Below are 25,976 nucleotides of genomic sequence, written 5' to 3'. Positions count from 1 at the left end.
CTTTGAATTACATCGAACACGGCGACAACCGAATCAATGGCAATTGGCGATCGCATAAATAAAAGGATGCAGATTCAGAGAAGTCTGTGATCCAGTTTTTACAGAATGACTTTTTCAGCAAGCCCTATCTACACGCGGGAAAGTCATAAACCAGACCTCTCTGATTTGTCACCGAGCAAACAATTACGGTACACAAATGCAGGTTATCCAGTGGGGAGTTTAGGCGATCGAGGAAGATTTCTCATTCAAGGCGAACCGGGAACTGAGATCATCCCAGAACTAGCGCCTCAAGCCGACGACTGGCAGTTGGATAAGCCTGCACAATCTGTATTCATTGGAACTGCTCTGGAGCAGCAACTTCACAAACGCAAGATTACTCATCTGCTGGTTACAGGTGTGACGACACAGTGCTGTGTGTTAGGAACCTATCGACAAGCCAGCGATTTAGGGTTTTATGCTCTTTTACTAGAAGATTGTTGTGCAGCGTTTGATCCGATCGAACATGAAGCCGCGATCGCAGTTTTATTGTCTGAAAATGGTGCGATTGGTTGGGTTGCCAGTTCAGAACAACTGATCACAGCGACTTCACGATCGAGTCATCATACAGATTCTCGACCTTGATATCTCCGATCACTTTCATCTGTTTGCCTGTATCAATACTAAGCTCAAGATTTTTCATGATATTCTTCGTATTGCTTGAATCGAACCCGATCGACTTGTTCATTTCAATGTCAAAAATCTTCACGCCTGCAAGCTGTTCTTTTGCTTCATCAACCGAGACATTGAGTGCTGCTGCAACAATTTTTACAGCTTCAGGATCGCCGCTGTTGATTAGCTTTACGCCCTTGTCGATCGCCCTTAGATAAGCTTGCAATTCTGGCTTACGAGTTGCAATAATATTTTGCCGAGTTGCCAGTACATCTGCAATCAAGTTCGTATCTTTTGAAGTAAATAAAATCTCGCCGCCTGATTCCTTCGTCGTTTTCGTTAACCAGGGTTCGTAAGCAACTGCCACATCCACTTGTTTCGCTGCGAATGCTGCCGCCGCATCTGCCGCTGAGAGATCTTTGATTTTGATATCCGCTTCAGTTAATCCGCCTTTCTTCAAATATTCTCGCAGTAGCACATTGGTAAAGAGCAAATTCTCTCGCGCTACTGTTTTTCCTTTCAAATCAGCAGGTGTTTTGATGCCGCGTCCAACGATGCCATCCGCACCATTAGAATAGTCCACGACATAGATAATTCGCATGGTTGGATCTTGCTGTGCTGCTTGAATTGCATCCCCAGAAGTCACCCAGCCAACATCTGCTTTCTGTGCTAAAAATCCAGTGATCAATTCTGTTGCACCTGGAAAATAAACCTCCTGAACTGTGACCCCAGTTTCTTTAAAGAAGTCTTTTTTAGTGGCAATATAGTGTCCTGCATAACCGGGCCAAGGACTAATTCCTGCATTCAGAGGTGTAGTTCCAGAGGAATTCGCTGTCGTTCGATTACAGCCGTGTAGCGCCACGCCTCCGACCAATCCACCCATCAACCAAAGGGCTTGACGACGGTTGAGTAAATCAGTAGTACGGCTCATCGAATTGACTCCTTCAGAATGCGATCAAACTGCGATCGTGTAGAACGATTTGCAGCAAAGTATAACGCTATTTAACTGGGTTTTAGAGCATGTTTTAGTTCGATCGCGTTTCAAACGATTGTTCATCAACCTACACTGCCTGAAATTCATGCCGAACTGCCGCTGCGATACTTTCGATCACTTGATTCGACATCAATGTGCCTTTATCAGCCGTCGCGGTTTTTGCAGAAGAAAGCACTCCAGAAGCAGGAACCCATTCTAATCGAGGTGGATAAAGATCATAAGGCGGAAAATCAGCAGGCTTCTCATCCGGAATCAGATGCAATCGTACTAAATCAGGATAATAATGCAGCATCAATGAGGTTTCCATGACAGCAGCATGTTCTAGTGCAAATCCTGGAAAGCCTTCTGGAAAAGCAGTCGCTAGAGTTTTTTCGTTCAAAAAATCCCAATATTCCAATCGCATCACTCGCAAATTTGTCTGTCCAATCTCGCGCAGTGCAAGATCAATTCCTTCAGTCAAAAACCACTGGTTTTCATAGTGTCCATCAAGAACGACAATATGCTTCACTCCTTGACGTGCGAACTCCCGAATCACATCCCGCAGCATTTGGCTCAAGGTATGACCATCTAGACTGGTCGTTCCTGGAAAATGTTGTCCACCGCCAGATTTAGGCTGGGATTTATAGCCATAGCTAAAGGTTGGAGCAACAATGCCATTGATTTGTTCTGCGACTCCTTGAGCGATCGCGCTACTCAATAAAGCATCAGTTCCTAAAGGTAAATGCGGTCCATGCTGCTCTAATGCGCCACAGGGAATCAGAACGATCGAGCTATCTTTTACTCGTTGCTGATATTCAACCCAACTCAGACAGCCCATCAATAACGGGTGCATTATCTTTCCTCTCAGATTAAGCAGGCAGTACAAGAAACGACACTTCGATCCCGCCGTAAAACTGTTCCAAGTTCAGATTGCCATTTTTGTCGATCGCGCTTCCTTGTCCAGAAAAAATGCGGCTAACTCGAAACCGATGATAGTTCCAAATAAGCTGGGGCAAGGTGACATAGTGTGATTCTGTGCCCTTAAATAATGCTCGATCGAGATCCGGTAATCGATACCAGGGACATTTCATCAGTTCATGGTGAGCATTGTGATAGCCAAAATTTAGCAGCAGTAGATTCAGCCAATGATGCTGGAGTGAGACAACGTTCGAGAATGTATTTGCTTGTTCGTGAGCGCGATCGCGTTTCGGCAATGGAGTCCCGATCTCGAACATTTCATACGTATGCTGGAAGCAATCCACAAACCGCAACACTTGGATCATGCTGATGTATGACACAAAGTACAGCAGAAGTCCTTTGAGCGATACCACACCCAAGAGAGCAAATAAACTGATGCGAATCAGTGCGATCGCCATAACTCTCGATCGTTCTGATTTGCGCTCTTCGACCCAAAACGGAGCAGTAATAGAGCGAAATCGAGTGAAAAATGCTAGGGCTGGAAAGTACAACCATTCCATCACTAGCAAGCTATTCCGAACGATGACAGGCAATGAATTGAGAAATTCTGCTAAGTTAAACCGACAGAAATCAACTCGATCGACATGATGAGCAATGTGCATTTTTGCTAAATCCTGAAAGCGGGAATAGCAAGCGCCATTTAGCCACAGGATTAATGTACCAAATCCAGCATTCCACTTCATTGAAGCAAAAATCGTTCCGTGCATGAACTCATGCGCGAGGTATGCAGATAGAACCAATCCATGCGTCAGAGCCAGTACCCCGATCACATTCAGCCAAACATTCGCTTGCACAATCAGGGCAATCCCACCGAGGTATGCAGCTAGAGTGTAGAACAGTGCGATTGCATTATAAAAAGGTCGATCGCGCTGTAAGTAGTCACTAATTGACATAGCAATTTAGAGAGATTTTACTAGAGAATCATCGTAGAGTGACTTCACATCAAGCGGCTGAGGCACAATTTTGAAGTCATACGCTGCTTTAGAAACCAGTTCAAAACTCTTGATCGCATTGTTCTCGTGAGCGGGATTAAAGCCGATCGACTTATTGCCCTCGATATCAAACAAGGCAATGCCCGTAAGCTGTTCGCGTAGTTCTTCTGGCTTGATTCCAATCCGAGTTGCGGCAACCGCGATCGCGTCAGCATCTCCTGCTTTTAGCAGTCTAATCCCTTGATCCACAGCTTTGATAAATGCAAGGAGATCATTTCTGCGATTTGCAATCAAGTTTGGGCGCGTTACCAAAACATCTGCAATCAAATTCGTACCTTTGGAGCTAAAAATAACCTCTCCGCCCCCTTCTTTTGCCGCTTTCGTCAGGAATGGTTCATAGGTCACAGCAGCATCCACTCGCTTCGCACTAAACGCGGTTGCCGCATCAGGCGCAGGCATATCTCGAATGGTGATATCTTTCTCAGTCAGCCCACCTTTTTCGAGGTAAGCTCTCAGCAGCACTTTTTGAAACAGAACGTTTTCATGTGCCAGCGTCTTTCCTTTCAAATCCGCAGGTGCTTTGATGTCTCGTCCCAAAATACCATCCGCCCCATTCGAGTAGTCACACAGAAAGATAATTCTCAGGTTCGGATCTTTCCCTGCCATCTGAATGGCATCTCCAGCAGTCAACCAAGCAAGATCTGTTTTACCTGATAAAAATGCAGTAATTTGCTCAGTGTTCGACTGAAAGAGCGTGTCTTCGATGTTCAATCCTGCTTGTTTGTAGAATCCTTTTTGCACGGCAACATGATGCCCGGAATACCCAGACCAAGAATTCGTAGAGACCGATAGAGCTTGAGTTGCAGAATTGTTTGCCGCGTTGTTCGAGGCTTGAGGAGAACAAGCAACTGTCCAAAATAATGCAACTAGAGCAAATGCGAGCAGTTTGATGAATCGAGACCTAAACATATTGACTTCCTTTGAAACCGTGTGATTTGGGGCTAATTGCTCAAAAAGCCCGAAAGAGCCGTAACAGCGATCGCTGTTAATCGTCTCTCCCGGGCTTTTGTCCCGCCGTGTGACTGCCTGCTATGCTTAGACAGTTTGCTTCTCTCGGACCAGTCATTCACCTTCGTGGCTGAATCGGAACCCTAGAAGCGATCTGTATGGGTATTGGCGATGAGAATTCTGTTTGCGGGATACTCCTGATGGCAAAATCCAATGTCACTACTTCTATCACGTAGCAATAGAAATAAAGTGTCCTAAAGCACAGTTCCACTTTCTCTTTAGATAGTTCTGCGCTACTAATCCCGAAGCGTGTGGAGAATGTGTCGCTTGATCTCAACAAATTCAGCCGATAGCTTCATCTCTAAATCTCGATGCTCTGGAAGATTCACAGGCACTTCTAACTTCATTCGTCCCGGTCGCGCACTCATTACATACACTCGCTGAGATAAAAAGATAGCTTCCTCAACATCGTGTGTAATCATCAAAACCGTGACGTGCGTTTGCTCCCAGAGTTCGAGTAAGAACTGTTGCATCTGCTCTTTGGTCTGAGCATCCAAGGCTCCAAACGGTTCATCCATCAGCAAAACCGCAGGTTCGTTCGCCAACGCTCGTGCGATCGCTACTCTCTGTTTCATTCCACCCGATAGCTGTTTCGGATAAGACTGAGCAAACTGAGTCAATCCCACCACATCGAGGTAGTAATTGACGCGATCGCGTTGTTCCGATTTTGGCAGTTTGCGAAGTTTTAATCCAAATGCAATGTTCTGAGCGACTGTTAGCCAAGGATACAGCGTATAGTTCTGAAAGACCATTCCGCGATCGGAGCCGGGTCCAGTCACTTCACGCCCGTCTACTAAAACGCTTCCAGAAGAAGGTGGAGTCAGTCCTGCCACAATGTTAAGCAGCGTTGATTTACCACAGCCAGAAGCTCCAACCAGGCAAACAAATTCTCTAGGAAAAAGCTGGAAATTGATATTTTCGAGGACGCTAATCGAGCCGTTTGGCTGCATAAATGACTTTGATAGCGCACGAACTTCTAACTTTGCGGTTGATTCGGGTGCGATCTCAAGCTCAGATCGCCGCTGTAATTCTTGAGATCGAGTATTCAGCATAAGAGTATCCAGAGTGAAGCGATAACAATATCCCTCCCAGTTAAGTCGAACTCTTCACGGCAAAGTGTCAACTTCGCTACATAAACGATTAGAGTCTGAGAAATACTCGATCGATAGTAATGACAGATACAAAAAACCAGACACATCTCTTTAGACTGAACAAATGTCATTAATTGGTGACGTTATCTCTGCAATCGGAGGATTAATCCCAGTGGCTAACGCGAGTCTTCCTGCCCCAACAACAGTCGATCGACAACATCAATACTTAAAACCTTCGGTGTTTTGGAGTATCCGACAGGGATTTCCGCGCCGATTGTCAGCTTTGATTATTCTCGTATCGCTGGCAATTCCACTGTTGCTTTGGTCGATCGTCAGCTATGCGCGACTCGTTCCCCCGATGTTTCTACCAACACCAACCGCAGTGTTGCAAGCAGGCATTGATATGTTCATTAACAATAATCTGCTATCAGATGTGTTAGTGAGTTGTGGTCGAGTTTTTGCAGGTTTTGTTGTGGCAGCGCTGATTGGTGCGCCGATAGGGATTGCGATGGGAACGTTCTACAGCATGGATAGTTTCTTTGCGCCTTTTGTGGGAACGGTTCGATATATGCCTGTGACTGCTTTTGTCCCTCTGATTGTGATTTGGGTGGGACTGGGTGAAGAAGCGAAAATCCTGATCATTACACTGGGTGTGGTGCTGTATAACGCGATCATGATTGCGGATGCGGTCAAATTTATTCCAAGTGAAATGATCAATGTGGCTTATACATTAGGAGCAACGCGGCGAGATGTATTGTTTCGAGTGATTGTTCCCGCAACGTTTCCGAGTGTGTTGGATACATTGCGGGTGAACATTTCGGGAGCCTGGAACTATCTGGTGATTGCAGAATTAGTTGCGGCTCAATCGGGATTGGGATTCAGAATCATTCAGGCGCAGCGGTTTTTACAGACAGAAAAGGTACTGTTTTGTATTTTGCTGATTGGATTGATCGGACTTGCGATCGACTACGGTTTGAAGTGGATGTCTGCTGTTCTTACTCCTTGGGCAGACCAAACCCGACACTAAAAGAACTTGAGATAGCGCTGAATTTCCCAATCAGAGACATGATTGTGATAGTCCATCCATTCTTGAGTTTTGAAATTCACATAGGTTTGATACATCAGCGATCCCATCACGGATTCGCTTAATGAATCTGCCGCGAATGCTCCGATCGCCCCAAAGCTCGCGGCAGTGTTTCATACCGAATTAAAGGGTATTCAAGGCAGATAACGCCTCTAATACTACCGCAGTCCTGCGGTCTGGACGATCGCTTCAAGTGATGTTCCGGTGGGCACGAATGCTAGGAAGTAGGCGATTTCGATCGCAACTGTTGCTCGTATGACTGGGCTATCAATTGAAGAGTTGCAACAACTTCAACAGCGGATATAGCGCTCCTATTTGAGTCGTAAACATTAGAAAGAGTGGGGAGTGGGGAGTAGGGAGTCAAAACGGGAGCAACACCCCACTCCCCACTCCCCACTTCTTCGCAACTATCCCTACTTCACAACTCACTTAGGATTGCTATAGATAACCCTGCATGAAATTGAGTAGGTCGATCCTGCGGGAAGTTATCTGTCTAGCGTAATTAATGGGAATCGATCATTCGACAACACCCCAGACATCCGCAGATTGAGCCGCTGAGATTGCAGGACTCCATCGCCCCTGCGCCGATCGCTGTACCGCATCTGGAAAGGACTCATGATAAGCCGCCCTCACCTGGGCATTGACCGCCAGCGTTTTCACGTCATACATCTGGGCTGCCACCTTGGGATAACACCCAATCGCAATAATTAACCCCAGAAAACACACCGCAATAAAAATCTCCCGTGGATTGGCATCCTTAAATTCTGCTTGCTCCGGCAAGACACAATCTGTGCCAAAACAATTCGCTTCTTGGTTGCCCTGAGCTTTCAAATCTAGATCATTCAGATCACAGGTAGGCACCAGGTCACACATTTGATCAGCGCTGGCTCCATGAAACACCTGCCGCACCATCGACAGCAAATAGATCGGAGTCAGAATCAACCCCACCGCCGCCAGAAAAACAGTCACCAAGCGAAAAGAGGAACCATAAATGTCCGTTGTTGCCAAGCCGACAAAGACTTCCAGTTCTCCGACAAACCCACTCATCCCAGGCAAAGCTAAGGATGCCATTGCTCCCATCGTAAATAGGGCGAACACTGTGGGCATCGCCTGACCCAACCCACCCAACTGATTCATCATCATCGTGCGGGTACGATCGTAGGTCACGCCTGCCAAGAAGAACAACACCGACGCAATCAGCCCGTGAGACAGCATTTGCAGCATCGCCCCACTTACTCCTAAATCACTATAGGAAGCAATCCCCAGCAGCACAAATCCCATGTGAGAAACTGAGGAATAAGCTAACCGCCGCTTCATATTGGTCTGTGCAAAGGAGTTCAGTGCTCCATAAACGATGTTGACGACTCCTAAAATCGCCAACACTGGCGCAAAATACACATGGGCATGGGGCAACAGTTCCAAGTTCAACCGGATCAGCCCATATCCCCCCATTTTGAGTAACACCCCTGCCAGAATCATCGACACCGGGGAAGAAGCTTCGCCGTGGGTGTCCGCCAGCCAAGTATGAAAGGGGAAGATTGCCAGTTTGACCCCAAAAGCCACTAGCAGTCCAGCATACAGAAACAATTCCAGCCCCAAGGGAAACTGCTTTAACCCTAGTTCAGCAACATCAAAGGTGAGCGTATCACCATAGAATCCCATTCCCAGGGCTGCCACCAAAATGAAAATCGAAGCTAGGGCGGTATACATTAAGAACTTCGTCGCTGCATAACCCCGATTTTGTCCGCCCCAAATGCACACCAGCAGATAGACTGGCACGAGTTCGACTTCCCACATGATGAAGAACAGCATCAGGTCTTGGGCAACGAACACTCCCACCTGGGCAGCATATAAAGTCAACATCAATGCGTAGAACAGGCGGGGTCGTCGATCGACCTGCCAAGCGGCAAACATCGACAGCGTGGTGACAAAGCCCGCTAACAGCACCAGCGGAGCCGAAATCCCATCGACCGACAGTGCCCAACTCAAGCCCAACTGCGGCAACCAAACGACCTTTTCCGCCAGTTGGAAGGTTGTCTGGCTCGCATCGTAATGCCGCCAGAAGGCGTAGCTCATCAGTACAAAATCAGCCATGCCAACTGCCAACGCATACCAGCGGACGGTCTTGCCGTTTTTGTCAGGGATCAAAGGAATGAGCAACGCGGCGACCAACGGCAGCAGCACGATCGCGGTTAGCCAGGGGAACTGTTCTATCATGATAAGAATAAATACCTATCCATTGAGTCAAGATCATCTTACGCAACTGTGAGACTCATCATCTATCAGTCCTTTGCGGATTGATCATGGACTTAGCATTATGTATCAGGCGTAGAAACTGCTCGATCGCTTTTTTTGCAAAGCTTGATGGCAAACACACAATAGAAAGGCTATGCTGCTCGAAATTTTTTAGGTTGCGTTTTGAATTGCTTCATAGCACTGTTCGATCGATTGTTTCTCGCGTAATGCTCCAACTAACGCTTCATACGCTGACTCGTGCTTTTTCAATAGTTCCTTAGCTCTGAGAATTGATAGTCTTTCACGTTGTGGGAGTTCTGAAGCAGGAATGCCTAATTTTGTGAGCGCTTCTCGGAATTTTTGTCGATCGTCAGTTCCGCCTTCTGAGTTGCCATACGTGATTTGTTCTGCTGCAATTCCCGCCATCCAAACGGTGCAATACCGTTCGACTAATTGAGCCGATAGCTTGCCTTGTTTCAATTCTGCTTCGAGTTCTTGGGTGTCGAATTGTACCCCACCTTGTCCGGTTTGTCCTAGTCGAAACGCCTCCCACGCGCTTAAGGTGTAGCCGACGACCGGAATCTCAAGCTGTTGAGCGGTGAGAAAATGTCCAGCTTCGTGGCGCAGAACGCGATCGCGATGTTCTTGAGAAAATCGAGCAAAGAAATCCAGCGCGATCGAGCCGAATTTTCCTTGCCATTGGAACGAGTCGAGTGTGGCAAGTCCAAGAATACTGAAAGTAGCAAGTGCTGGAATCGCGGGAGAAATATGGAGCAACGGACTGAGCAACGTTGAGAGCGTCATCGTGAAAATGCCGATCGCAACCAGATTTAAAGCAGTCTGATTCATGGTGAGGGAGCAGGTGAAGATTCTTTCTGGTTTTCTTTAGCGCGGTAGAACGTTTCTAAGCTGTTCTTATCTCCGACAAAGCGCCAGTGCCACGGTTCATAGGTTACGCCTTGTTGATTGCCTTTTGGAAATGAGATCTCAAAGTTAAATCGGGCTGCATTGTCTTGGAGCCATTTGAAGGCGGGCGTTTTGTCGAAATCGGGGCTGAGATTGGTGGCGGGAACGTTTCCATCACCAATGTCGATCGCGTATCCGGTGTGATGTTCGCTGTGTCCGGGTGGAGCGCTCACGAGTGCCCGTTCTTGCACCGTTTGTTCTCGTTCAGCTTTGACACCGAAATAGATTTGCTCTTGTTCTTTGACCGATCGGAATCCAGAAAGCGGATTCAAAATGATTCCTTCTTCACGGGCAGCCGCTTCCATATCTCTGAACGCTTTTGCGGCTGAACTTCTTAACCTGATACCGCCATCGGCTGTGATCGCTTCTAATTCAGATTGTGGCGCTTCTTGGTATGGATAATGATTCAGCAAGCGTCCATCCGACGCAGGAGTAGGAGACGCTGAAGCAGTCGGAGACGCTTCGGTTTCAGGAGTACGAACTTGAAAGGCTTGATAGGCAAACCAACCGCCAATAGAGAGTAAAGCGATCGCGCTTAATCCCCCTAGCCACCAGAGCCAAGTGAACGATCGCGGTTTCTTTACCGTTTCGACGACTGTTTCGCGTTCAGCGATCGGAATATCTTCAAACGAGGGTGGATCTTGTGGAGGTTTTCCTGGTGGGCTGGCATTACTCAAAAGGTCATCTCCTCAACTTCACTGCATCTAGTATCTCAGGCGATCGAGTGTTATTTCGCAGCATATTGAATCCGATAAATTCGATTGTTCGCTTCATCGGTAAATAACAGACTGCCATCGTTCAAGACCAATAGCCCCACAGGTCTGCCCCAAGTGCTCGGCACTTTCGGATCGAGCAAAAATCCAGTGAGAAAATCTTCATACTCTCCAGTCGGGCGACCATCGCTGAATGGAACGAATACGATTTTATACCCAGTTCCTTGCGATCGATTCCACGATCCCCGAAAGGCAACAAAGGCTCCATTGCGATATCTTTCTGGAAAGGTGTTGCCTGTGTAGAACTTCAAGCCTAACGCGGCAGAATGCGCCTCGAATAAGACATCTGGAGTACGAGTTTTAGCAGCGAGATCGGGACGAGTGCTTTTTCCATCAGACTTGACGTGACGGGGATCGAGTCGATCGGGAGTTAGATAGGCGTAAGGCCATCCATAAAATGCGCCTTCATCGACTTGCGTTAGATAATCCGGTACAAGTCCATCTCCAAGCTGATCCCGCTCATTTACCGTGGCGAAAAGTGCGCCTGTGGCTGGATTGAAAGCGAGTCCGACTGGATTGCGTAAACCGGATGCGAAGGTTCGTCGATCGCTTCCGTCTAAGTTCATTACCTGAACTGAAGCACGAGGTAACGGTTCCTCATCGGCATTCGATCGAGATCCCACGGAAACAAATAATCTTTGTCCATCCGGCGAAACGACTACGTTTCTCGTCCAATGCTGGTTATATCCTTGTCCTGGAAGTTCTGCGATTTTTTCACCCCGTCCAGAAATAGAATCGTTCGCATACGGAAACCGCAACACCGCATCGGTATTGCCCACATAGAACGAATCACCCGCAAACGCCATTCCTAGCGGCAAATTTAATCCATTTTCAGCAGTCGCGAACGGTCTGCGGCTAAAAACTACGCCATCCCGATGCTGCAATTTCGTGATTTGATTTCTCCGAGTTTCTGTCACCAAAACGTCCCCATTCGGAGCCAATGCCAGCCAGCGAGGTCGATCGAGTCCCTCCGCAAACACATTCACGGTAAAACCAACTGGAACCCGCAGCACCGGATTTTCTGGAATTGGCACAACTGTCGGCGGTTTTGAAGCGCTTTCGGTTCGTCCGGGCTGTGGAAGTTGCGCGAGATCAATCCGAATCGGCTCTGGATTCAGCACCTCTATTTGAATGTTGCGATTGGGTGTGGATGCCTGAGCAGACTGTGTTTCATTCACGACTTCAGAATTCGGTGCAGAACAGGAACTCAAGGCAGCGATCGCAATCAGCGCGACGATCGCACTCTTGGGAAAACGGATCAGCATGGGTGGGGACTGTGCAACTTGCTACTAGATTACAGACTGAATGTGAATCTGACATCTTCGGGGCAGTAGATTGTTTCCATTTTTGCAAACCCACATAATCCGCCCAGAAAAGGGGAGATGGTTATTGCGATCTGCTCCATTCCCCGATAGGATGAGGATCGACAAAAAATCCGGTAATACGACTGAGAAACCGGACATCTCAAGGAGAAAGCGATGCAGGGCGGGCGATTTTGGACAAAATTAGCGCTTCTTTGGAGATTGAGAAACACGATCGCGCTTTTCTTCATCGGAGCGAGTTTGAGTTTAGCGATCGCGTCGTGTGGCAATCTCACCGCTGCGAACTCCAACAGAGTCGAACTCATGCTGGTTTCTTATGCTGTTCCCAGAGCCGCTCACGATGCCATTATTCCAAAGTTTGTCGAACAGTGGAAACAACAAACCGGGCAAGAAGTGACGTTTGTTCAGAGCTACGGAGGTTCGGGAACGCAAACTCGTGCAGTCGTTGACGGTCTGGAAGCGGACATTACGCATTTAGCGCTTGCAGCCGATACTAAAAAATTAGTGCAAGCTGGACTGATTAATCCAGATTGGGAAAAGCGCACTCCGAATAATGGAACGGTAGCGAAAACGGTTGCAGCGATCGTCGTTCGTCCGGGTAATCCCAAAAACATTCAAACCTTCCAAGACCTAGAGCGCGACGGTGTGAATTGGGTGACAGCCGATCCTAAAACTTCTGGCGGCGCACGATGGAATTATTTGGTGCTGTGGAATGATGCGCTTAAACGCAGCAATAACGATGTAGAGAAGGCGAAACAGTTCGTCGCCCAGGCTTATCGAAATGTAGTGGTTTCTGCCAGAGACGCGCGAGAGTCGATGGATGCGTTTATCAAACAGGGACAAGGCGAAGCGCTGATCAACTATGAGAACGAAGTGATTTTGGCAAGACAGAAAGGAGCAGAGATTGAGTACGTCGCTCCTGATGTGAATTTATCGATCGATACTCCCGTGGCGATCGTCGATAAAAACGTCGATAAACATGGAACGCGCAAAGTTGCAGAAGCGTTTGTCCAATTTCTCTTTACGCCAGAAGCGCAAGCTGAATTTATCAAACTCGGTTATCGTCCGCTCACTGCTAAGACCGAGACAACTTTGCCTCCGGTCAATACGATCGCTACGATCCAGGATTTTGGCGGCTGGAGCGCTGTACAGAAGAAGTTCTTTGAAGAAGGCGGCGTGTTTGATCAAACCCTGACTGCCTCAAAATCGTAAATCGGAGTAGAAACAAAATGGTTGCTACCAGCCCAGAATCGTCTGAAAAAGTTCCAGTTGGGAAAGGGTTCGCGAAATCGATCGTCCAAGCGCCTTGGACTTGGCGAATCATGATCGGTTATCTCACGGTCATGTTATTTATTCCCGTAAGTGCGATGTTGTTGAGAGCATCGACGGTCGGATTCGATCGATTTTGGCAGATTGCCACAAGCCCGATCGCACTTGCAACTTATGACATCACGTTTACAACTTCCCTGATCGCTTCTTTGATCAATGGCGTATTCGGAACCTTGATCGCTTGGGTGTTAGTTCGATATGACTTTCCGTTGAAGCGATTTATTGATGCTTCCGTTGATTTACCGTTTGCACTTCCAACTGCGGTCGCAGGTTTAACTTTAGCAACAGTGTATAGTCAAAACGGTTGGATTGGCTCATTGCTTGCACCGTTTGGAATTAAAGTTGCTTTCACTCGTCTCGGTGTTGGAATTGCGATGATCTTCATCTCGTTACCATTTGTGATTCGGACGGTTCAACCTGTGTTAGCTGAGATGGAAAAAGAGATCGAAGAAGCCGCTTGGAGTTTGGGCGCATCTGAATGGGAAACGTTTCGGTATGTGATTCTTCCGCCATTGTTGCCTGCGATTCTGACTGGAGTTGCATTAGGATTTTCGCGAGCAGTTGGGGAATATGGTTCTACTGTGATCGTTGCATCTAATACTCCATTCAAAGATTTGATTGCACCTGTATTAATTTTTCAGCGTTTAGAACAATATGACTATGCAGGCGCGACTGTGATCGGAGTCGTTCTCTTAGTGATTTCACTTGTGATGCTATTGGGCTTGAATCTTTTACAAGCTTGGGGCAGACGTTACGACAACAATTCTTCTAGCAGACGAGTAGGACACTAACTATGAGTACGATCGTGCCTTCCACCCGGACGAAACAAAAAACTGAATGGGTTCCGATCGTGCTGATTACAATCGCGATCGCATTCCTCGCTCTGATTATCTACATTCCCGCGATTAACGTCTTTTATCAGGCATTTAGGAAAGGAATTGGTCCGTTTCTTGCCAATCTACGACAACCGAATTTTTTGGTCGCGGTGAGATTAACGATCGCGCTTGCTGCAATCTCAGTTCCCCTCAATATCGTTTTCGGACTCTGTGCAGCTTGGGCACTCGCACGAAAACAGTTTCGTGGTCGGACTCTACTCTTGAGCATCATCGATCTACCGTTTGCGATTTCGCCTGTGGTTGCGGGTTTGATGCTGGTCTTGCTGTATGGGCGAAATGGCTGGTTTAGTCCACTGTTGCAGGCAGCCGATATCAGAATTATCTTTGCGTTCCCCGGAATGGTACTGGCAACCATGTTTGTAAGTTTGCCGTTTGTGGCTCGTGAGGTGATTCCGGTTCTCGAAGAAATTGGACCCGAACAAGAAGAAGCTGCAAGCACCTTGGGAGCTAATAGCTGGCAAACGTTCTGGAGAGTGACGCTACCGAGTATTCGCTGGGGATTGCTCTATGGTGTGATTCTGACGAATGCGAGAGCAATGGGCGAATTTGGTGCGGTGTCGGTCGTCTCTGGGAACTTGGCTGGAAAAACTCAGAGTTTGCCGCTGTTTGTAGAAGAAGAATACAAGCAGTATGCGACTGAATCGGCTTATTCGGCTGCGGTCTTATTAGCGTTGTTAGCAGTCGTCACACTTGTAATCAAGGAATTTATGCAGCGTAAAACGAAAGTTCAGGATGAAGAATAATCGCGGGTTTGCAAGCCTAAATGGTGAACTGTAGGAAAGCCATCTTTCAAATCTTGCCAGAAGCGATCGCGCAACTCCTCCGGATAAATCACAAGTCGATCGAGTTCTTCCCGTTTAACCCATCGAACCTCAGTGATCCAATCCGAATCGGGGGCAGTTGGGGGAAGATGCTCGATCGTGGGAGTTCCAGAAAAGCGATCGACGACACAAAAGAATTCACAACTGCGAGTGTTCGACTGAGCATCATAGAACTCTCGAACATAAGCGATTCTAGACAAACTCGCAGTGAGTCCCGTTTCTTCAAAAATCTCACGAGCGGCACAAGCAAAAATCGATTCGTCTTCTCGTTCAACGCCGCCACCGGGAGGAATCCAGATTGTCTCTCCAGTGATAGGCGATTTGTGAGCGACCAATAAGATCTCATCTTCGCGGGCGATTAATCCAGCCGATCGAATTCGGTGTTTCATATAGCAATCCGTTTTGAGTTGTAAGATTCAGGAACGCCCCCAAACCCCCAATTCTGGGGCTAAAACTCCGGTTCCCCCAAACTTGGGGGCTAGGGGGCGCGATCAATCTTGATTTCACGACTGATTTAGGATTGCTATAGCAAAGCTTGAATTAATAGACGCAACAGCGTTTCCAAATCACTTGGAACACGATAGCCGATTACGTCCTCGCAAATTTGTTTTTTCGCTCGATCGAGAATGCCAAATCGCCACAATTCCCCGATCGTTACGGCTCCAATTAGGTGCGATTGCTGTTCTTGCGTGGGCGATCGTTCCCATTGGTCGAGTGCAATTAATTCAGACAGCAATTGAGTAAATCCATAATCGATATCGCCCTGTTTTGCTTCGATCACGACCAGTTGATGCAGATTGTCTGTCGAGAGCAAGTAATCTAATGAGCCTTGTAATTGATGAGTGATTTTGAGCGGTTGTTCGATGCGGATTAAAGCATTTGCGTAACGAGCCGCTGTTTTGATCACCGGAAAGATCAATGCTTCTCGTTTCGATTGCTCATTCATCCGCACTAATCGAGGAATAATATCGAACAAATCTTCTTCGAGTTGCGGCAGTCGATCGAGCGTTCCTGAATATTGAGGCAGAGAAAGCGGAGCGCGACGAAATTGATAGCCGAAATAGTTTGCCAGATCGATCGCGTCTAGTCGCAACTCAAAGAAGTTACTAAAGGTGTAAGTTTGGTCTTCGTTCAGAATTGAGGGCATGAAGAATCTCAGCTTTCACGGACTCTATTGTTTCACGATAACCGGAGTTCCGACCTGAATCTCTTTATATAGTGCAATCACATCCGCATTTTTCATTCTCAGACAGCCATGTGAAACTGCTTGCCCAATTAGCGAATAATCAGTCGTTCCATGAAATCCGATTAACAGCTTGTCTTGTGAAGTAAACCCGATCCAGCGTTTGCCCAATGGATTATCTTTACTACCAGGTGGAATCTCTTCGCCTGTAATCGGATGTTTCCAAGCAGGATTCTCGTACATCTGCTGCACTTTAAATGTTCCTGTCGGAGTTTCCCAGCCTTCCTGCCCGATCGCGATTCGATAAGTCGCTTTTAATTTCTTGTTCTCATAGAGTCGAACTTTACGATCGCTTAAATCCACCACCAATTTTGTATCAATCACCAGGGACGGAGATGGACTCGGCTTCGGAGCAATCATCGCTTGAAAATCAGGCAATTCGATGTTTGGAAACGCAACGGCAGGCAATCGGCGCAATTGTAAAACCGCGATCGTACATCCCGCGATCATACAAAAGGTCATGAGCGCTCTTGGAAGCGATGAATTTTGGACTTTTGCTGGCATCGTCGATCGAAATTACTGCAACTTTTTTATTTTGCCCGGAACTACTCCATCACCCTGTGAATCTTAAGACGCAAGTAGATTCAATCTATAGGTATATCATTGTCAAATTCGTAACTACTACGAACCTTGCTTCTCCCAACCGGAAGATCTACGAATTTTAAGACTCTGACCAAGGTTAGATGAAGCACAAATTGAAAATGGTTCACCCCCAAGATCCGAATCTACAATGCTGGCAAACGTGGTGTTTCGGTGTGAGTAGAGCGATGAAAGAAAAATTATTTTTAGCGATCGTCATCACGATCGTCCTAAGCTGGCTACACAACTGGTCAACCCCGACCCCAAACAGCTTGAGAACTTCAGCCGAAACCGAACCGCATCATCTAGCAAGCTTCCCAGACGAAAATCTCTCCGGAAGCGTATTTCTGTTGCAAGATTCTGACAGGTAGAACGGCTGCGAGATATCCTGGATCAGATCAGCAAACTTGAAGGAACCTTTTCAGGGCGAGAAAAGTCATTCAAAACGGAACGTCAAACCCAACCGTCATCCGCCCATGAGTCAGTCCCTTCCTGTATCCTGGTCATCGATCGAGCCAAAGGTTCTTCAGAGTCCAGTGCAAGCAGAAAAACTCTCTAATTACGATTTAGTGTTGCAATGTCAGATTGGACATCGCCCTGAGAAAGCCGTATTTTCGGAACTCATGCGGCGGTATCAGTCTCATGTCGATAAAGTCCTCTATCACCTGGCTCCCGACTGGCAAGACCGCGCCGACCTCGCCCAAGAAGTCTGGATTCGCGTCTATCGCAACATTACCCGCCTGAATGAACCCGTGAAATTCCGTGGGTGGCTGAGTCGCATTGCCACCAATCTTTTCTACGATGAACTCCGCAAGCGCAAACGGACAGCTACGCCGCTTTCGCTTGATGCCCCGTTGTCACTGGATGATGGTGAAATGGATTGGGAAATCGCATCAGAAACGCCCGGACCTGATGAAGATCTGACGACGCGGGAATTCTACGATCAGTTGAACGAAGCGATCGCTGACCTGCCCGAAGTCTTCCGCACGACGATCGTGCTGCGAGAAATCGAAGGCATGGCTTATGAAGAAATTGCGGAACTCACCGGAGTCTCGCTCGGAACCGTGAAATCGCGGATTGCCCGTGCGCGTCATCGGTTACAGTCCCAACTTCAAAACTATCTTGACGGACAATAAATCTAAACTCTCCGTAAGATTACGAAAACTTCAGATTGGCTTTGTTAATATACTTTCAGACGTAGCTCGAAATGAGAATTGTGCTTTGAGGAGTGGTTGAATACACTGAAAATCGTTCGACCCGCAAGATTCTCGATTACACGAATAGTGAACTCTCGATGAACTCCAATTTTGATTCGCTCAATAACGCTATGCCTCCCTCTGATTCCCAGTTAAACGCCCGCGATCGCTTTGAGTTGCTTAGTGCCTATTTGGATGGGGAAGTGACTGCGAGTGAGCGCAAACAAGTTGAGGAATGGTTGTCTACCGATGCCTCAGTTCAACAGCTTCATGCTCGCTTGCTAAAACTCCGTCATGCGTTCCGATCACTGCCTGCTCCTGCTCCGGTTCAATCGGTTGAAAGAACGGTGGATCAAGTGTTGGCAAAGGTCGATCGTCGTCCGAAATTCCGCTTAGTTTGGGGTGGTGCTGCGATCGCTGCTGCTGTGCTAGGTGCAGTTTCGTTGTTTAGTGTTCGCCAGCCTCAAATGGCACAAGTCGAACCGACCAAGCAGCCAACCGTGCAGGCGAATGAACAGCCCGTAGTGACGGATGATTTGATGGTTGCGCTCGATCGTCCGGTGGTGTCGATCAAGGTTGCAAATACTCAACCGGGTTCGCGCAGTCGAAATTAAAAATATTGGCAGTTTGTGTTGCCCGTGGCGGTTCGGCTACGGGTGATTTTTTGTGTGCCAAATGCCGCCTGGAATTCGGATGCCACCTAAGCGATCGACTTGTTCTAATTTCATCACATACGCCCAAGCCATTCCGATTCGAGTTCCGTTGAAATCAAACACTTCAAGTTCTCGACGCTCGTAATCGTTATCTGATCCATAAGGCGCGATCGCTTCTGGTTCGTGCTGCTCGTACTCGTCCAAGATTTCTAGAATTTTAGGATCATCGAACGTTAGGAGATAGCCGTGAGTGATTCCATCTCCAGGCACGATCGCGGGATAGCCAAACGGCAAATCATAAAGAGCAGCGTGAACGATCGCAGGTTTTGATGAAGTTACGCGATCGACACAAAGAAAATAGTTGCTTTCATCAGGTTTTAACGTGCCGTAGACGAATACAGTAATCATCACGAAGTCAAAGCGGTTTCAATTATTCTATTTGCCCTATGAATCAATTACCGATTAAGTGTTTGACTCAGCCGTTGATGGAGTCGGTCGCCGAACAAGCTCGATCGAGTCCTCGTCAGCGCAAGAATCACAACTTTCATGAACATAGCGATCGAGTTCAGCGGTTTCTAAATGTGTTGCAGCCTGGAACTTATGTGCGTCCTCATCGGCATATTCGTTCTGGAGATGCGAATGGATTTGAGTTTTTTCTGGTGTTGAACGGTGCGATCGGAATTCTGATTTTGAATGAAGCGGGGGAAGTGATTCGGACTGAAAAAATTAGCGCAACGGGAACGACTCGCGGGGTTGAACTGGGTGAGGGAATGTTTCATACATTAATTGCGATCGAGCCTGATTCAGTAATGTTTGAACTCAAAGAAGGTCCTTATATTCCAATGGATGACAAGGATTTTCTGCCGCAATTTCCGTTAGAGAATACGCCTGAAGCAAAACAATGGGTGGAAACTTGGCAAAGCTACTTTGAATAATTTTCTGAGGGCAGATGCTTGCTGTGTCAATTTTCAGAGAATATGGTTTCAGGAGATGATGGAATAAAGAATTCATTTCGCTGCGTTGCGAGTTCGCCCGTGATTGGAAATCACGGTCTATCGGTACCAAAGTCCACTAAAGGGGACTAAAGCCTTCCATAGTAAGCTCTTCAGTCTGTTTCAACAGACTTTGTTCCGATAGCCCCGAATTCCATTCGAGGGGCGATCGATGCAATGAACGCTGCCTTCTAAAATATCTCCTTGCCCGTAATTTAAGTGAAACACTATGGACACAGAGATCCCAGAAGAATTTTGGCAGGGTGTTGATCAGTTTAATCAAGGCGAATTCTATGCGTGTCATGACACTCTAGAAGCAATCTGGATCGAGGCTCCCATGTTTGACAAAAAGTTCTATCAGGGAATCTTGCAGATAGCCGTCGGGTTATATCACTTAGGGAATCACAATTGGCGCGGAGCCGTGATCTTGATGGGAGAAGGATTAAGTCGGTTGGGCGATTATCAGCCCGATTATGGCGGAATTAACGTCGAACAGTTAGTCGATGAAACCGCCGAATTTCTCAGCCAAGTTCAGACGATCGGAGCCGATCGCGTTTCCCGAATTGTGACAACTCCCTCTGAATTGGACGATCGCATTTTTCTTCGTCCACCAATCATCCAGAAGATCGAAACTTCAGCTTGAATCAATAGATATCCGAAACTTGCGATACTGGTCGTTCGTCTCTAAATTCAGCACACTATGAATATCTGCCGAATATTCAAAGAATTCGTCGATCGAGTTTGATTAACTTTCTGTAATGATATATTCGGTGACATTCTTCCGTTCATCCTTACTCAATCAGTCTCCGCCCATGTCTCGTCTTCGTCGATCGCTTTTCCTTCTCCCCGCTATTACTGCCACAATTCTCGCCACTGGTAGTAATTCGATCGCTCAAGCACCCGCCGCTTCTCCACTAACCCTCAGAGCGAATAGCACTGAAGCCAACGCCCGAACCGGAGTCGTGGTCGCAAAAGGCAATGTTCAAATCAACTATCCTGCCCGTCAAATCCAGGCGACTTCTGCCCAAGCGATTTATTACAGCAACGAGCGGCGAATCGTTCTGTCGGGAGATGTCTACGTCTTGCAACAAGGCAATAGTTTACGAGGAGAAACGATCACGTATTTGGTCGATGAAGGGCGATTTGTCGCGCTCCCGCAGCCAAATAAGCAAGTCGAAGCGATTTACCTGATCGAAGCGCCACCCGCGCCGACGACACCCACACCCGCAAATCCGGCTCCATTTAGTCCAAGACCTCAGTTGCAGCAATCGACCAATCGCTAGTTACGTCCCCTCTTCATCTCATACAGGTTCCAGGAGTGGGTTTTGAGAATTGTTCTAGAAAATATCCATAAATCGTTTGGCGATCGTCAAATTGTAAATCGCGTCAGTTTATCCGTTTCTCAAGGTGAAGTGGTTGGGCTTTTGGGTCCGAATGGAGCCGGAAAAACGACGACGTTTTACATTGCAACTGGACTGGAAAAGCCGGACAGCGGTAAGGTTCTGCTGAACGATAAGGATGTCACTCATCTCCCAATCAATAAACGCGCTCATCTTGGAATCGGGTATCTGGCTCAAGAGGCAAGTATCTTCCGGTATTTGACGGTTCGAGACAATATTTTATTGGTGCTGGAACAGACGAAAGTTCCGAGATGGCAATGGAACGATCGATTAAATAGCTTGCTCAAAGAGTTCCGGCTCGAAAAAGTGGCTTCGACTTTGGGAATTCAAGTGTCTGGAGGAGAACGGCGGCGGACTGAACTCGCACGAGCATTAGCAACTGGAGTCGATGGACCAAAATTTCTCTTTCTGGATGAACCGTTTGCGGGCGTTGATCCGATCGCGGTTGCTGAGATTCAGGACATCATTGCTCAATTGCGCGATCGACACATGGGCATTCTGATTACCGATCATAATGTCCGTGAGACCTTGGCAATTATCGATCGAGCTTACATCATGCGCGACGGTCAAATTCTCGCCTCTGGTAGCGCTGAGGAACTTTACAATAATCCTTTAGTCCGCCAGTATTATCTCGGAGATAATTTCCAGATCTAAAATTATGTCCCTAGCTTCCTCGCCCCCACGATCGCTGATTTCAGTCCTCGATCGCTATATTGCGCGTCAGTTGACCAGTCCGTTTATCTTCGGAGTGGCGGCATTTTCATCGATTTTGGTGTCGGTTGGAGCCGTATTTGAACTCATTCGGCAGATGACGGAACTCGGATTGCCGTTGGATGTGGCGGGTCGGGTTCTCTTGCTACGGATGCCAGAGTTTGTTGCCTTGTCGTTTCCGATGGCGACCCTGCTTTCGACCTTGATCGTCTATAGCCGTTTATCGACCGATAGTGAATTGATTGCGCTACGAAGTGCGGGGATTAGTGTGTATCGGCTGATTGCGCCTGCGATCGTACTCAGCTTTCTCGTGTCGGTCATGACGTTTGCCTTTAACGAAGCGATCGTGCCAGCGGCGAAATATCAGGCAGGATTGACGCTAGAACAGGCACTTAAGCAGGAAAAGCCGAAATTCGATGAGAAAAATATCGTATTTCAGCAGTATCGCGATGTGAAGCAACCGGATGGAACGACACAGCAAACGCTCGATCGAATCTTCTATGCACAGCGATTCGATGGAACTCGGATGCAGGAATTGACAGTGCTAGATTTTTCTCAGGAAGGCGTAAATCAGATTGTCACAGCAAATTCAGCCCAGTGGAATTATGACGATCAAACCTGGGATTTTTTCGACGGCACGATCTATCTGGTGAATCCAAATGGTTCTTATCGGAACATTTTGAAATTCGAGCAACAACAGATCCAACTCCCCCGAACACCCCTGGATCTTGCCGCGAACAAAACCGATTCGGCTGAAATGAATATCGGTGAAGTTCAGCAGTATTTACAACTGGTGAAACAAAGTGGAGATGAAAAACGGGCAAATCAGCTACGAATGCGGATTCAGCAAAAGATTGCCTTTCCGTTTGTTTGTTTAGTGTTTGGTTTAGCGGGCGCAACGTTGGGAACTCGTCCTCGACGGGGCGGAAAAGGAGCCAGCTTTGCCATCAGTATTTTGATCATCTTTACGTATTACTTGCTCTCGTTCGTTTGTGATGCGTTCGGACGATTGGAAATTTTCACACCAGTTCTTGCCGCTTGGTTGCCAACCGTTGTCGGGATGGGTGCGGTAAGTTGGCTATTAGTACGCGCAGCACGTTAGGAATGGAAAAACCGCTCTTTCTTCGCAATCTTTGGTATTACGCGATTCCTGGAGGTCAACTGAAACCGGGACAAACGATCGCGAAGATTCTCTTAAATGAACCGATTTTATTTGGAAGAACTCGATCGGGCAAAGTGTTCGCGCTCCGAGATATTTGCCCTCATCGTGCTGTTCCATTAAGTTGTGGACGATTCGATGGCTCTGAAGTGGAATGTGCTTATCACGGTTGGCGATTTGATCAAGCTGGACAATGTACGACAATTCCAGCATTGACTGAGGATCAGGAACTCGATTTTTCTCGATTCCGAGTGCGATCGTATTCCGTTCGCGAACTTCAAGGAAACATTTGGATCTTCATGGGCGAGGATGAAAAATCGCTGCCTGAAGACGAGCCACCTAGCGTTCCAGGATTTGACGATCGTACTTATCAAGCTGCGGTCGTGATGAATTTTCCCGCGTATCTCGATCATGCGGTGACGGGATTAATGGACCCAGCACACGTTCCATTTGTTCATCGATCGTGGTGGTGGCGGGCTGATCCGAACTTGGAAGAAGAAGTAAAAACCTTTGATCCATCGCCATTTGGCTTCACCATGCGGCGACACAAATTAGAGCGATCGACCTTTCTTTATGATTTAGTTGGTGGCGATCCAGAAGTCGAGATTTCCTTTCAGCTTCCCGGTGTCCGATTCGAGCAAGTGATTACCAGACAACATCGTGTTTGTAACTTAACCACGATGACTCCGCTTTCTGATACCGAAACAGAAGTGACGACGCTTTTTTACTCAACGATTCCTTGGTTTAATCTGTTGAAGCCGTTTCTCGTTCCCGCGACTCGAACCTTCTTGAATCAAGACCGGGAAATGGTGATCAAACAGCAAATCGGGCTGAAATATAATCCGGGTTTGATGTTGATTAAAGATGCCGATACTCAAGCGCGATGGTATTACCAACTCAAGGCGGAATTTCTGCGATCGCAAATGGAATATCGATCGTTTGTAAATCCGGTGAAAGAACAAACCCTGAGATGGCGCAGTTAGTGACTTAGAGGGTGTTTGAAAAGTAGTCGTTCATCGCATTAATCGCCCCTCGAATGGAATTCGGGGCTATCGGAACGAAGTCTGTTAAAACAGACTGAAGAGTTTGCGACAAGAAGCTTTCAGTCCCCTTCAGTGGACTTTGTTCCGATAGACCGTGATTTCCAATCACGGGCGAAATCGCATCGGAGTGAAGCATCTTCCTATACTTTTCAAATATGCTCTTAAACAAGAGGCGATTCTATGCTCAAATCGCTTTGATTAAGTTTGCTCATCGATTTGATAACTTTTGCTACGTTCCGTTGAAATATTCGGAACAAATCTCGAATACTAAGGAAACTCATACAGTTGAGTGAGTCCTCACCCTCTACACGCAAAAGAATCCTCACATGAACTTACCCTTCGCACTCTCGCCTCGCTATCGGTTGGATGACGAAATGGTTTGGTTGGAAGGTATTGATCCAAGTCGCTGCTACTGGATTCGAGTCAACAGTCAGGATGATTTGATCGTTGCGATTCCTGGACTGTCTGTAGATTCAATGGATGAATTTAAGAGTGTAATCCGTCAATTTCGATCGCTTCAGCCCGGAATGCAGATTCACGTCATCCGAGCAGCAGAGCAATGTGAGATTCACTGTGTCAGCGAAAATTGTTATGCGATCGAAGCCACCGTACTTGGCTCTCCCGTATGGCACTTGTTCGATCGTGAAACGCTCGAAAGCTTGTTGATGACTGCACATCCCGATTGGTGCTGCTCGCCAAAAGATGTTGATTTAGGGCGACGGATGTTAGCTCGCTGCTGGCAACAAGCGATCGCGGTTTAATTCAACTGACGCAAATGTAGTAATTCTTCTAAAGATGCCAATAGTTTGATCTTGGCAAGGAAAAGCTCTTGATTTGGGCTGAGAATAAATTGCCACTGTACATTAACGCTGAACACAGATGTTTCTACTCTGCCGATCGCTTGAACTTCAGTGCAGCCATTATCGAGAAGCTTAGAACTGTATCGCTGTGGAAAGAGCTTCAGGGATTGCGCTTCCTTGCGAAGATAAGCCGCGATCGCATCTCGTCCCACAATCTGAGATTCAAACGGAGGCTGCATCGCACCATCGATCGCGAAAAGCTGACTGGTTTCCTCGAACTCGCCTGAATTGAGCGTTTCAAAGTAGCGAACAATGACTAAATGCGGAATCTCGATCGCTGCGACGGTTTGCATCTCAGTGCCTCCAAATATAAAAAGGCAGGCTCAAAAACCTGCCTCACATCATGACTCAAGGGAAACCTATGCCAGCGGATCAACGCCCATATCAACAACAGCATTCCGCAATACGGTGATTTGCTGCCCCATATCCAACTGGCGAAGATTGTCGATCGCAGCAATTCCTTCTTCTGGCAAACGATAGTCTGAGGGCATTGGCACTGCAATCCCTTGGCGCATCCATTCTGCCAACTCGTACCAGAATGCCAATTTCGTATTCACACTTAGCACACCATAGGCACGAGACTCAGGCGTATTCCGGCAAGCTGCCAAGTCGCGCATGATCTCAAGCTGCTCAGAAAAAGATGCGGTTCTGATTCGAGTTAACAAACCATTGGCAAGCTGTAAACGAGCGGCTCCAGGTGCAGCAGGCGTAATCGATCGACCCATTTCGGTGTAAATGTACCAAAGCACTGCCAACTGATCATCGACACTCAAGCGCTTAATCTGCGCGGTCACAGTCGGAACGGCATCGGTTTGAATGCTTGAAAGATAAGGATTCGCAAACCGTGAGGAAGTTGACTCTGCGGAAAAGGTCATAGCGCTCTCCATCAAATTGAGTATGTATGAAACCTGGCTCAGAATCGGAACAAGCAGAACCTAAAGGCGTTTTTCTCTAGACGCTTATCATTCTGCAACACCAATTTACAATTAGCAAATAAAACTTTACAAAATATCTGATTAGATAA

Annotated in this window: 31 protein-coding genes and 1 riboswitch; of the genes, 15 read left to right on the top strand and 16 right to left on the bottom strand. The window is 47.3% G+C overall.

Going from position 1 to position 25,976, the window contains the following annotated elements:
• Positions 1 to 105: 105 nt before the first annotated feature.
• On the top strand, positions 106 to 621 hold the full coding sequence (locus tag ACQ4M5_RS09970) for a cysteine hydrolase family protein (RefSeq protein ID WP_430675431.1): 516 nt from the start codon (positions 106 to 108) through the stop codon (positions 619 to 621).
• On the opposite strand, the gene ACQ4M5_RS09965 is transcribed toward ACQ4M5_RS09970, so the two are convergent.
• The 5 genes from ACQ4M5_RS09965 to ACQ4M5_RS09945 form a co-directional block, all read right to left on the bottom strand.
• Entirely contained in the window at positions 575 to 1,579 is a 1,005-nt protein-coding gene (locus ACQ4M5_RS09965) for an ABC transporter substrate-binding protein (RefSeq protein WP_430675430.1), read from the bottom strand. The genes ACQ4M5_RS09970 and ACQ4M5_RS09965 overlap by 47 nt on opposite strands.
• Positions 1,580 to 1,709: 130 nt before the next feature.
• Positions 1,710 to 2,474, bottom strand: a complete 765-nt coding sequence (locus ACQ4M5_RS09960) for a creatininase (RefSeq protein ID WP_430675429.1) — start codon at positions 2,472 to 2,474, stop codon at positions 1,710 to 1,712.
• 16 nt (positions 2,475 to 2,490) lie between these two features.
• A complete protein-coding gene (locus ACQ4M5_RS09955) occupies positions 2,491 to 3,492 on the bottom strand; it encodes a fatty acid desaturase family protein (protein ID WP_430675428.1) in 1,002 nt (333 codons plus the stop codon).
• A gap of 6 nt (positions 3,493 to 3,498) precedes the next feature.
• Complete coding sequence (locus ACQ4M5_RS09950) at positions 3,499 to 4,500, bottom strand: ABC transporter substrate-binding protein (protein WP_430675427.1); 1,002 nt, start codon at positions 4,498 to 4,500, stop codon at positions 3,499 to 3,501.
• Between the two features lie 84 nt (positions 4,501 to 4,584).
• Positions 4,585 to 4,697, bottom strand: a riboswitch (guanidine-I (ykkC/yxkD leader).
• Positions 4,698 to 4,835: 138 nt separating this feature from the next.
• On the bottom strand, positions 4,836 to 5,651 hold the full coding sequence (locus tag ACQ4M5_RS09945; protein ID WP_430675426.1) for an ABC transporter ATP-binding protein: 816 nt from the start codon (positions 5,649 to 5,651) through the stop codon (positions 4,836 to 4,838).
• 211 nt (positions 5,652 to 5,862) lie between these two features.
• On the opposite strand from ACQ4M5_RS09945, the gene ACQ4M5_RS09940 reads away from it, so the two are divergent.
• Complete coding sequence (locus ACQ4M5_RS09940) at positions 5,863 to 6,717, top strand: ABC transporter permease (RefSeq protein ID WP_430675425.1); 855 nt, start codon at positions 5,863 to 5,865, stop codon at positions 6,715 to 6,717.
• On the opposite strand, the gene ACQ4M5_RS09935 is transcribed toward ACQ4M5_RS09940, so the two are convergent.
• The 5 genes from ACQ4M5_RS09935 to ACQ4M5_RS09915 all read right to left on the bottom strand — a co-directional run bounded on the left by ACQ4M5_RS09935 (position 6,714) and on the right by ACQ4M5_RS09915 (position 12,013).
• The gene (locus tag ACQ4M5_RS09935; protein ID WP_430675436.1) at positions 6,714 to 6,863 is read right to left on the bottom strand and encodes a hypothetical protein; all 150 of its coding nucleotides are present in this window, start codon (positions 6,861 to 6,863) and stop codon (positions 6,714 to 6,716) included. The genes ACQ4M5_RS09940 and ACQ4M5_RS09935 overlap by 4 nt on opposite strands.
• Before the next feature lie 427 nt (positions 6,864 to 7,290).
• Positions 7,291 to 8,991, bottom strand: coding sequence for an NAD(P)H-quinone oxidoreductase subunit 4 (locus ACQ4M5_RS09930; RefSeq protein ID WP_430675424.1), 1,701 nt, complete (start codon positions 8,989 to 8,991; stop codon positions 7,291 to 7,293).
• Between the two features lie 189 nt (positions 8,992 to 9,180).
• Positions 9,181 to 9,858, bottom strand: a complete 678-nt coding sequence (locus ACQ4M5_RS09925; RefSeq protein ID WP_430675423.1) for an ATP-dependent Zn protease — start codon at positions 9,856 to 9,858, stop codon at positions 9,181 to 9,183.
• Positions 9,855 to 10,652: a M15 family metallopeptidase gene (locus ACQ4M5_RS09920; RefSeq protein WP_430675422.1), complete on the bottom strand. Its 798-nt coding sequence runs from the start codon at positions 10,650 to 10,652 to the stop codon at positions 9,855 to 9,857. Before ACQ4M5_RS09920 ends, ACQ4M5_RS09925 begins: the two co-directional genes overlap by 4 nt.
• A gap of 50 nt (positions 10,653 to 10,702) precedes the next feature.
• Entirely contained in the window at positions 10,703 to 12,013 is a 1,311-nt protein-coding gene (locus tag ACQ4M5_RS09915) for a PQQ-dependent sugar dehydrogenase (RefSeq protein WP_430675421.1), read from the bottom strand.
• 213 nt (positions 12,014 to 12,226) lie between these two features.
• Here ACQ4M5_RS09915 and ACQ4M5_RS09910 point away from each other — a divergent pair, with 213 nt between their 5' ends.
• Genes ACQ4M5_RS09910 through cysW form a run of 3 tightly spaced genes read left to right on the top strand, consistent with a single transcriptional unit; the run spans position 12,227 to position 15,038 of the window.
• The gene (locus ACQ4M5_RS09910; protein ID WP_430675420.1) at positions 12,227 to 13,282 is read left to right on the top strand and encodes a sulfate ABC transporter substrate-binding protein; all 1,056 of its coding nucleotides are present in this window, start codon (positions 12,227 to 12,229) and stop codon (positions 13,280 to 13,282) included.
• A 17-nt stretch (positions 13,283 to 13,299) separates the two neighbouring features.
• Positions 13,300 to 14,190 (top strand): sulfate ABC transporter permease subunit CysT, encoded by an 891-nt coding sequence (gene cysT, locus ACQ4M5_RS09905; protein ID WP_430675419.1) that lies wholly within the window; start codon positions 13,300 to 13,302, stop codon positions 14,188 to 14,190.
• Positions 14,191 to 14,192: 2 nt separating this feature from the next.
• The gene (gene cysW / locus ACQ4M5_RS09900; protein ID WP_430675418.1) at positions 14,193 to 15,038 is read left to right on the top strand and encodes a sulfate ABC transporter permease subunit CysW; all 846 of its coding nucleotides are present in this window, start codon (positions 14,193 to 14,195) and stop codon (positions 15,036 to 15,038) included.
• Here cysW and ACQ4M5_RS09895 read toward each other — a convergent pair.
• From ACQ4M5_RS09895 to ACQ4M5_RS09885, 3 genes are all read right to left on the bottom strand, one after another.
• Entirely contained in the window at positions 15,023 to 15,505 is a 483-nt protein-coding gene (locus ACQ4M5_RS09895; protein WP_430675417.1) for an NUDIX domain-containing protein, read from the bottom strand. The genes cysW and ACQ4M5_RS09895 overlap by 16 nt on opposite strands.
• 134 nt (positions 15,506 to 15,639) lie before the next feature.
• Positions 15,640 to 16,263, bottom strand: coding sequence for a hypothetical protein (locus ACQ4M5_RS09890; RefSeq protein WP_430675416.1), 624 nt, complete (start codon positions 16,261 to 16,263; stop codon positions 15,640 to 15,642).
• A 24-nt stretch (positions 16,264 to 16,287) separates the two neighbouring features.
• Positions 16,288 to 16,863, bottom strand: coding sequence for a L,D-transpeptidase (locus ACQ4M5_RS09885; RefSeq protein ID WP_430675415.1), 576 nt, complete (start codon positions 16,861 to 16,863; stop codon positions 16,288 to 16,290).
• 197 nt (positions 16,864 to 17,060) lie between these two features.
• Between ACQ4M5_RS09885 and ACQ4M5_RS09880 the strand changes: the two genes are divergently transcribed.
• The 3 genes from ACQ4M5_RS09880 (at position 17,061) to ACQ4M5_RS09870 (ending at position 18,748) form a co-directional block, all read left to right on the top strand.
• Positions 17,061 to 17,309, top strand: coding sequence for a hypothetical protein (locus ACQ4M5_RS09880; protein ID WP_430675414.1), 249 nt, complete (start codon positions 17,061 to 17,063; stop codon positions 17,307 to 17,309).
• A 105-nt stretch (positions 17,310 to 17,414) separates the two neighbouring features.
• Positions 17,415 to 18,074: a sigma-70 family RNA polymerase sigma factor gene (locus ACQ4M5_RS09875; RefSeq protein WP_430675413.1), complete on the top strand. Its 660-nt coding sequence runs from the start codon at positions 17,415 to 17,417 to the stop codon at positions 18,072 to 18,074.
• Positions 18,075 to 18,265: 191 nt separating this feature from the next.
• Entirely contained in the window at positions 18,266 to 18,748 is a 483-nt protein-coding gene (locus ACQ4M5_RS09870) for an anti-sigma factor family protein (protein WP_430675412.1), read from the top strand.
• Positions 18,749 to 18,784: 36 nt separating this feature from the next.
• On the opposite strand, the gene ACQ4M5_RS09865 is transcribed toward ACQ4M5_RS09870, so the two are convergent.
• A complete protein-coding gene (locus ACQ4M5_RS09865) occupies positions 18,785 to 19,195 on the bottom strand; it encodes a gamma-glutamylcyclotransferase family protein (protein WP_430675411.1) in 411 nt (136 codons plus the stop codon).
• Positions 19,196 to 19,233: 38 nt separating this feature from the next.
• On the opposite strand from ACQ4M5_RS09865, the gene ACQ4M5_RS09860 reads away from it, so the two are divergent.
• The 7 genes from ACQ4M5_RS09860 to ACQ4M5_RS09830 all read left to right on the top strand — a co-directional run bounded on the left by ACQ4M5_RS09860 (position 19,234) and on the right by ACQ4M5_RS09830 (position 24,853).
• The gene (locus tag ACQ4M5_RS09860; RefSeq protein WP_430675410.1) at positions 19,234 to 19,722 is read left to right on the top strand and encodes a WbuC family cupin fold metalloprotein; all 489 of its coding nucleotides are present in this window, start codon (positions 19,234 to 19,236) and stop codon (positions 19,720 to 19,722) included.
• Positions 19,723 to 20,008: 286 nt separating this feature from the next.
• Positions 20,009 to 20,422: a DUF309 domain-containing protein gene (locus ACQ4M5_RS09855; protein WP_430675409.1), complete on the top strand. Its 414-nt coding sequence runs from the start codon at positions 20,009 to 20,011 to the stop codon at positions 20,420 to 20,422.
• 169 nt (positions 20,423 to 20,591) lie between these two features.
• Entirely contained in the window at positions 20,592 to 21,062 is a 471-nt protein-coding gene (locus ACQ4M5_RS09850) for an LptA/OstA family protein (protein ID WP_430675408.1), read from the top strand.
• 42 nt (positions 21,063 to 21,104) lie between these two features.
• Positions 21,105 to 21,833, top strand: a complete 729-nt coding sequence (gene lptB, locus ACQ4M5_RS09845; RefSeq protein WP_430675407.1) for an LPS export ABC transporter ATP-binding protein — start codon at positions 21,105 to 21,107, stop codon at positions 21,831 to 21,833.
• A gap of 4 nt (positions 21,834 to 21,837) precedes the next feature.
• The gene (locus ACQ4M5_RS09840; RefSeq protein WP_430675406.1) at positions 21,838 to 22,992 is read left to right on the top strand and encodes an LptF/LptG family permease; all 1,155 of its coding nucleotides are present in this window, start codon (positions 21,838 to 21,840) and stop codon (positions 22,990 to 22,992) included.
• Between the two features lie 2 nt (positions 22,993 to 22,994).
• Entirely contained in the window at positions 22,995 to 24,032 is a 1,038-nt protein-coding gene (locus ACQ4M5_RS09835) for a Rieske 2Fe-2S domain-containing protein (RefSeq protein ID WP_430675405.1), read from the top strand.
• 386 nt (positions 24,033 to 24,418) lie between these two features.
• A complete protein-coding gene (locus ACQ4M5_RS09830) occupies positions 24,419 to 24,853 on the top strand; it encodes a hypothetical protein (protein WP_430675404.1) in 435 nt (144 codons plus the stop codon).
• Here the strand turns inward: ACQ4M5_RS09830 and ACQ4M5_RS09825 are convergent.
• Together ACQ4M5_RS09825 and ACQ4M5_RS09820 are read right to left on the bottom strand one after the other, a co-directional pair.
• Positions 24,850 to 25,245, bottom strand: coding sequence for a ketosteroid isomerase family protein (locus ACQ4M5_RS09825; protein ID WP_430675403.1), 396 nt, complete (start codon positions 25,243 to 25,245; stop codon positions 24,850 to 24,852). The two genes, ACQ4M5_RS09830 and ACQ4M5_RS09825, sit on opposite strands and share 4 nt — an antisense overlap.
• 66 nt (positions 25,246 to 25,311) lie before the next feature.
• Positions 25,312 to 25,827 carry an orange carotenoid protein N-terminal domain-containing protein gene (locus tag ACQ4M5_RS09820; protein WP_430675402.1) on the bottom strand — a complete coding sequence of 172 codons (516 nt, stop codon included), beginning with the start codon at positions 25,825 to 25,827 and terminating at the stop codon, positions 25,312 to 25,314.
• Positions 25,828 to 25,976: the final 149 nt, after the last annotated feature.

This window comes from Leptolyngbya sp. AN10 (assembly GCF_050565645.1).
GTDB lineage: Bacteria > Cyanobacteriota > Cyanobacteriia > Leptolyngbyales > Leptolyngbyaceae > Leptolyngbya.
The sequence above is the reverse complement of the archived record's forward strand: the minus strand, read 5'-3'. Positions and strand labels throughout refer to the sequence as shown.

What these genes read in the sequence shown, in the direction of transcription:
- ACQ4M5_RS09970 (WP_430675431.1), top strand. Translation starts at nt 106, where the DNA reads ATGACTTTTTCAGCAAGCCCTATCTACACGCGGGAAAGTCATAAACCA.
- ACQ4M5_RS09965 (WP_430675430.1), bottom strand. Translation starts at nt 1,579, where the DNA reads ATGAGCCGTACTACTGATTTACTCAACCGTCGTCAAGCCCTTTGGTTG.
- ACQ4M5_RS09960 (WP_430675429.1), bottom strand. Translation starts at nt 2,474, where the DNA reads ATGCACCCGTTATTGATGGGCTGTCTGAGTTGGGTTGAATATCAGCAA.
- ACQ4M5_RS09955 (WP_430675428.1), bottom strand. Translation starts at nt 3,492, where the DNA reads ATGTCAATTAGTGACTACTTACAGCGCGATCGACCTTTTTATAATGCA.
- ACQ4M5_RS09950 (WP_430675427.1), bottom strand. Translation starts at nt 4,500, where the DNA reads ATGTTTAGGTCTCGATTCATCAAACTGCTCGCATTTGCTCTAGTTGCA.
- ACQ4M5_RS09945 (WP_430675426.1), bottom strand. Translation starts at nt 5,651, where the DNA reads ATGCTGAATACTCGATCTCAAGAATTACAGCGGCGATCTGAGCTTGAG.
- ACQ4M5_RS09930 (WP_430675424.1), bottom strand. Translation starts at nt 8,991, where the DNA reads ATGATAGAACAGTTCCCCTGGCTAACCGCGATCGTGCTGCTGCCGTTG.
- ACQ4M5_RS09925 (WP_430675423.1), bottom strand. Translation starts at nt 9,858, where the DNA reads ATGAATCAGACTGCTTTAAATCTGGTTGCGATCGGCATTTTCACGATG.
- ACQ4M5_RS09915 (WP_430675421.1), bottom strand. Translation starts at nt 12,013, where the DNA reads ATGCTGATCCGTTTTCCCAAGAGTGCGATCGTCGCGCTGATTGCGATC.
- ACQ4M5_RS09910 (WP_430675420.1), top strand. Translation starts at nt 12,227, where the DNA reads ATGCAGGGCGGGCGATTTTGGACAAAATTAGCGCTTCTTTGGAGATTG.
- cysT (WP_430675419.1), top strand. Translation starts at nt 13,300, where the DNA reads ATGGTTGCTACCAGCCCAGAATCGTCTGAAAAAGTTCCAGTTGGGAAA.
- cysW (WP_430675418.1), top strand. Translation starts at nt 14,193, where the DNA reads ATGAGTACGATCGTGCCTTCCACCCGGACGAAACAAAAAACTGAATGG.
- ACQ4M5_RS09895 (WP_430675417.1), bottom strand. Translation starts at nt 15,505, where the DNA reads ATGAAACACCGAATTCGATCGGCTGGATTAATCGCCCGCGAAGATGAG.
- ACQ4M5_RS09890 (WP_430675416.1), bottom strand. Translation starts at nt 16,263, where the DNA reads ATGCCCTCAATTCTGAACGAAGACCAAACTTACACCTTTAGTAACTTC.
- ACQ4M5_RS09885 (WP_430675415.1), bottom strand. Translation starts at nt 16,863, where the DNA reads ATGCCAGCAAAAGTCCAAAATTCATCGCTTCCAAGAGCGCTCATGACC.
- ACQ4M5_RS09880 (WP_430675414.1), top strand. Translation starts at nt 17,061, where the DNA reads ATGGTTCACCCCCAAGATCCGAATCTACAATGCTGGCAAACGTGGTGT.
- ACQ4M5_RS09875 (WP_430675413.1), top strand. Translation starts at nt 17,415, where the DNA reads ATGAGTCAGTCCCTTCCTGTATCCTGGTCATCGATCGAGCCAAAGGTT.
- ACQ4M5_RS09870 (WP_430675412.1), top strand. Translation starts at nt 18,266, where the DNA reads ATGCCTCCCTCTGATTCCCAGTTAAACGCCCGCGATCGCTTTGAGTTG.
- ACQ4M5_RS09865 (WP_430675411.1), bottom strand. Translation starts at nt 19,195, where the DNA reads ATGATTACTGTATTCGTCTACGGCACGTTAAAACCTGATGAAAGCAAC.
- ACQ4M5_RS09860 (WP_430675410.1), top strand. Translation starts at nt 19,234, where the DNA reads ATGAATCAATTACCGATTAAGTGTTTGACTCAGCCGTTGATGGAGTCG.
- ACQ4M5_RS09855 (WP_430675409.1), top strand. Translation starts at nt 20,009, where the DNA reads ATGGACACAGAGATCCCAGAAGAATTTTGGCAGGGTGTTGATCAGTTT.
- ACQ4M5_RS09850 (WP_430675408.1), top strand. Translation starts at nt 20,592, where the DNA reads ATGTCTCGTCTTCGTCGATCGCTTTTCCTTCTCCCCGCTATTACTGCC.
- ACQ4M5_RS09840 (WP_430675406.1), top strand. Translation starts at nt 21,838, where the DNA reads ATGTCCCTAGCTTCCTCGCCCCCACGATCGCTGATTTCAGTCCTCGAT.
- ACQ4M5_RS09835 (WP_430675405.1), top strand. Translation starts at nt 22,995, where the DNA reads ATGGAAAAACCGCTCTTTCTTCGCAATCTTTGGTATTACGCGATTCCT.
- ACQ4M5_RS09830 (WP_430675404.1), top strand. Translation starts at nt 24,419, where the DNA reads ATGAACTTACCCTTCGCACTCTCGCCTCGCTATCGGTTGGATGACGAA.
- ACQ4M5_RS09825 (WP_430675403.1), bottom strand. Translation starts at nt 25,245, where the DNA reads ATGCAAACCGTCGCAGCGATCGAGATTCCGCATTTAGTCATTGTTCGC.
- ACQ4M5_RS09820 (WP_430675402.1), bottom strand. Translation starts at nt 25,827, where the DNA reads ATGACCTTTTCCGCAGAGTCAACTTCCTCACGGTTTGCGAATCCTTAT.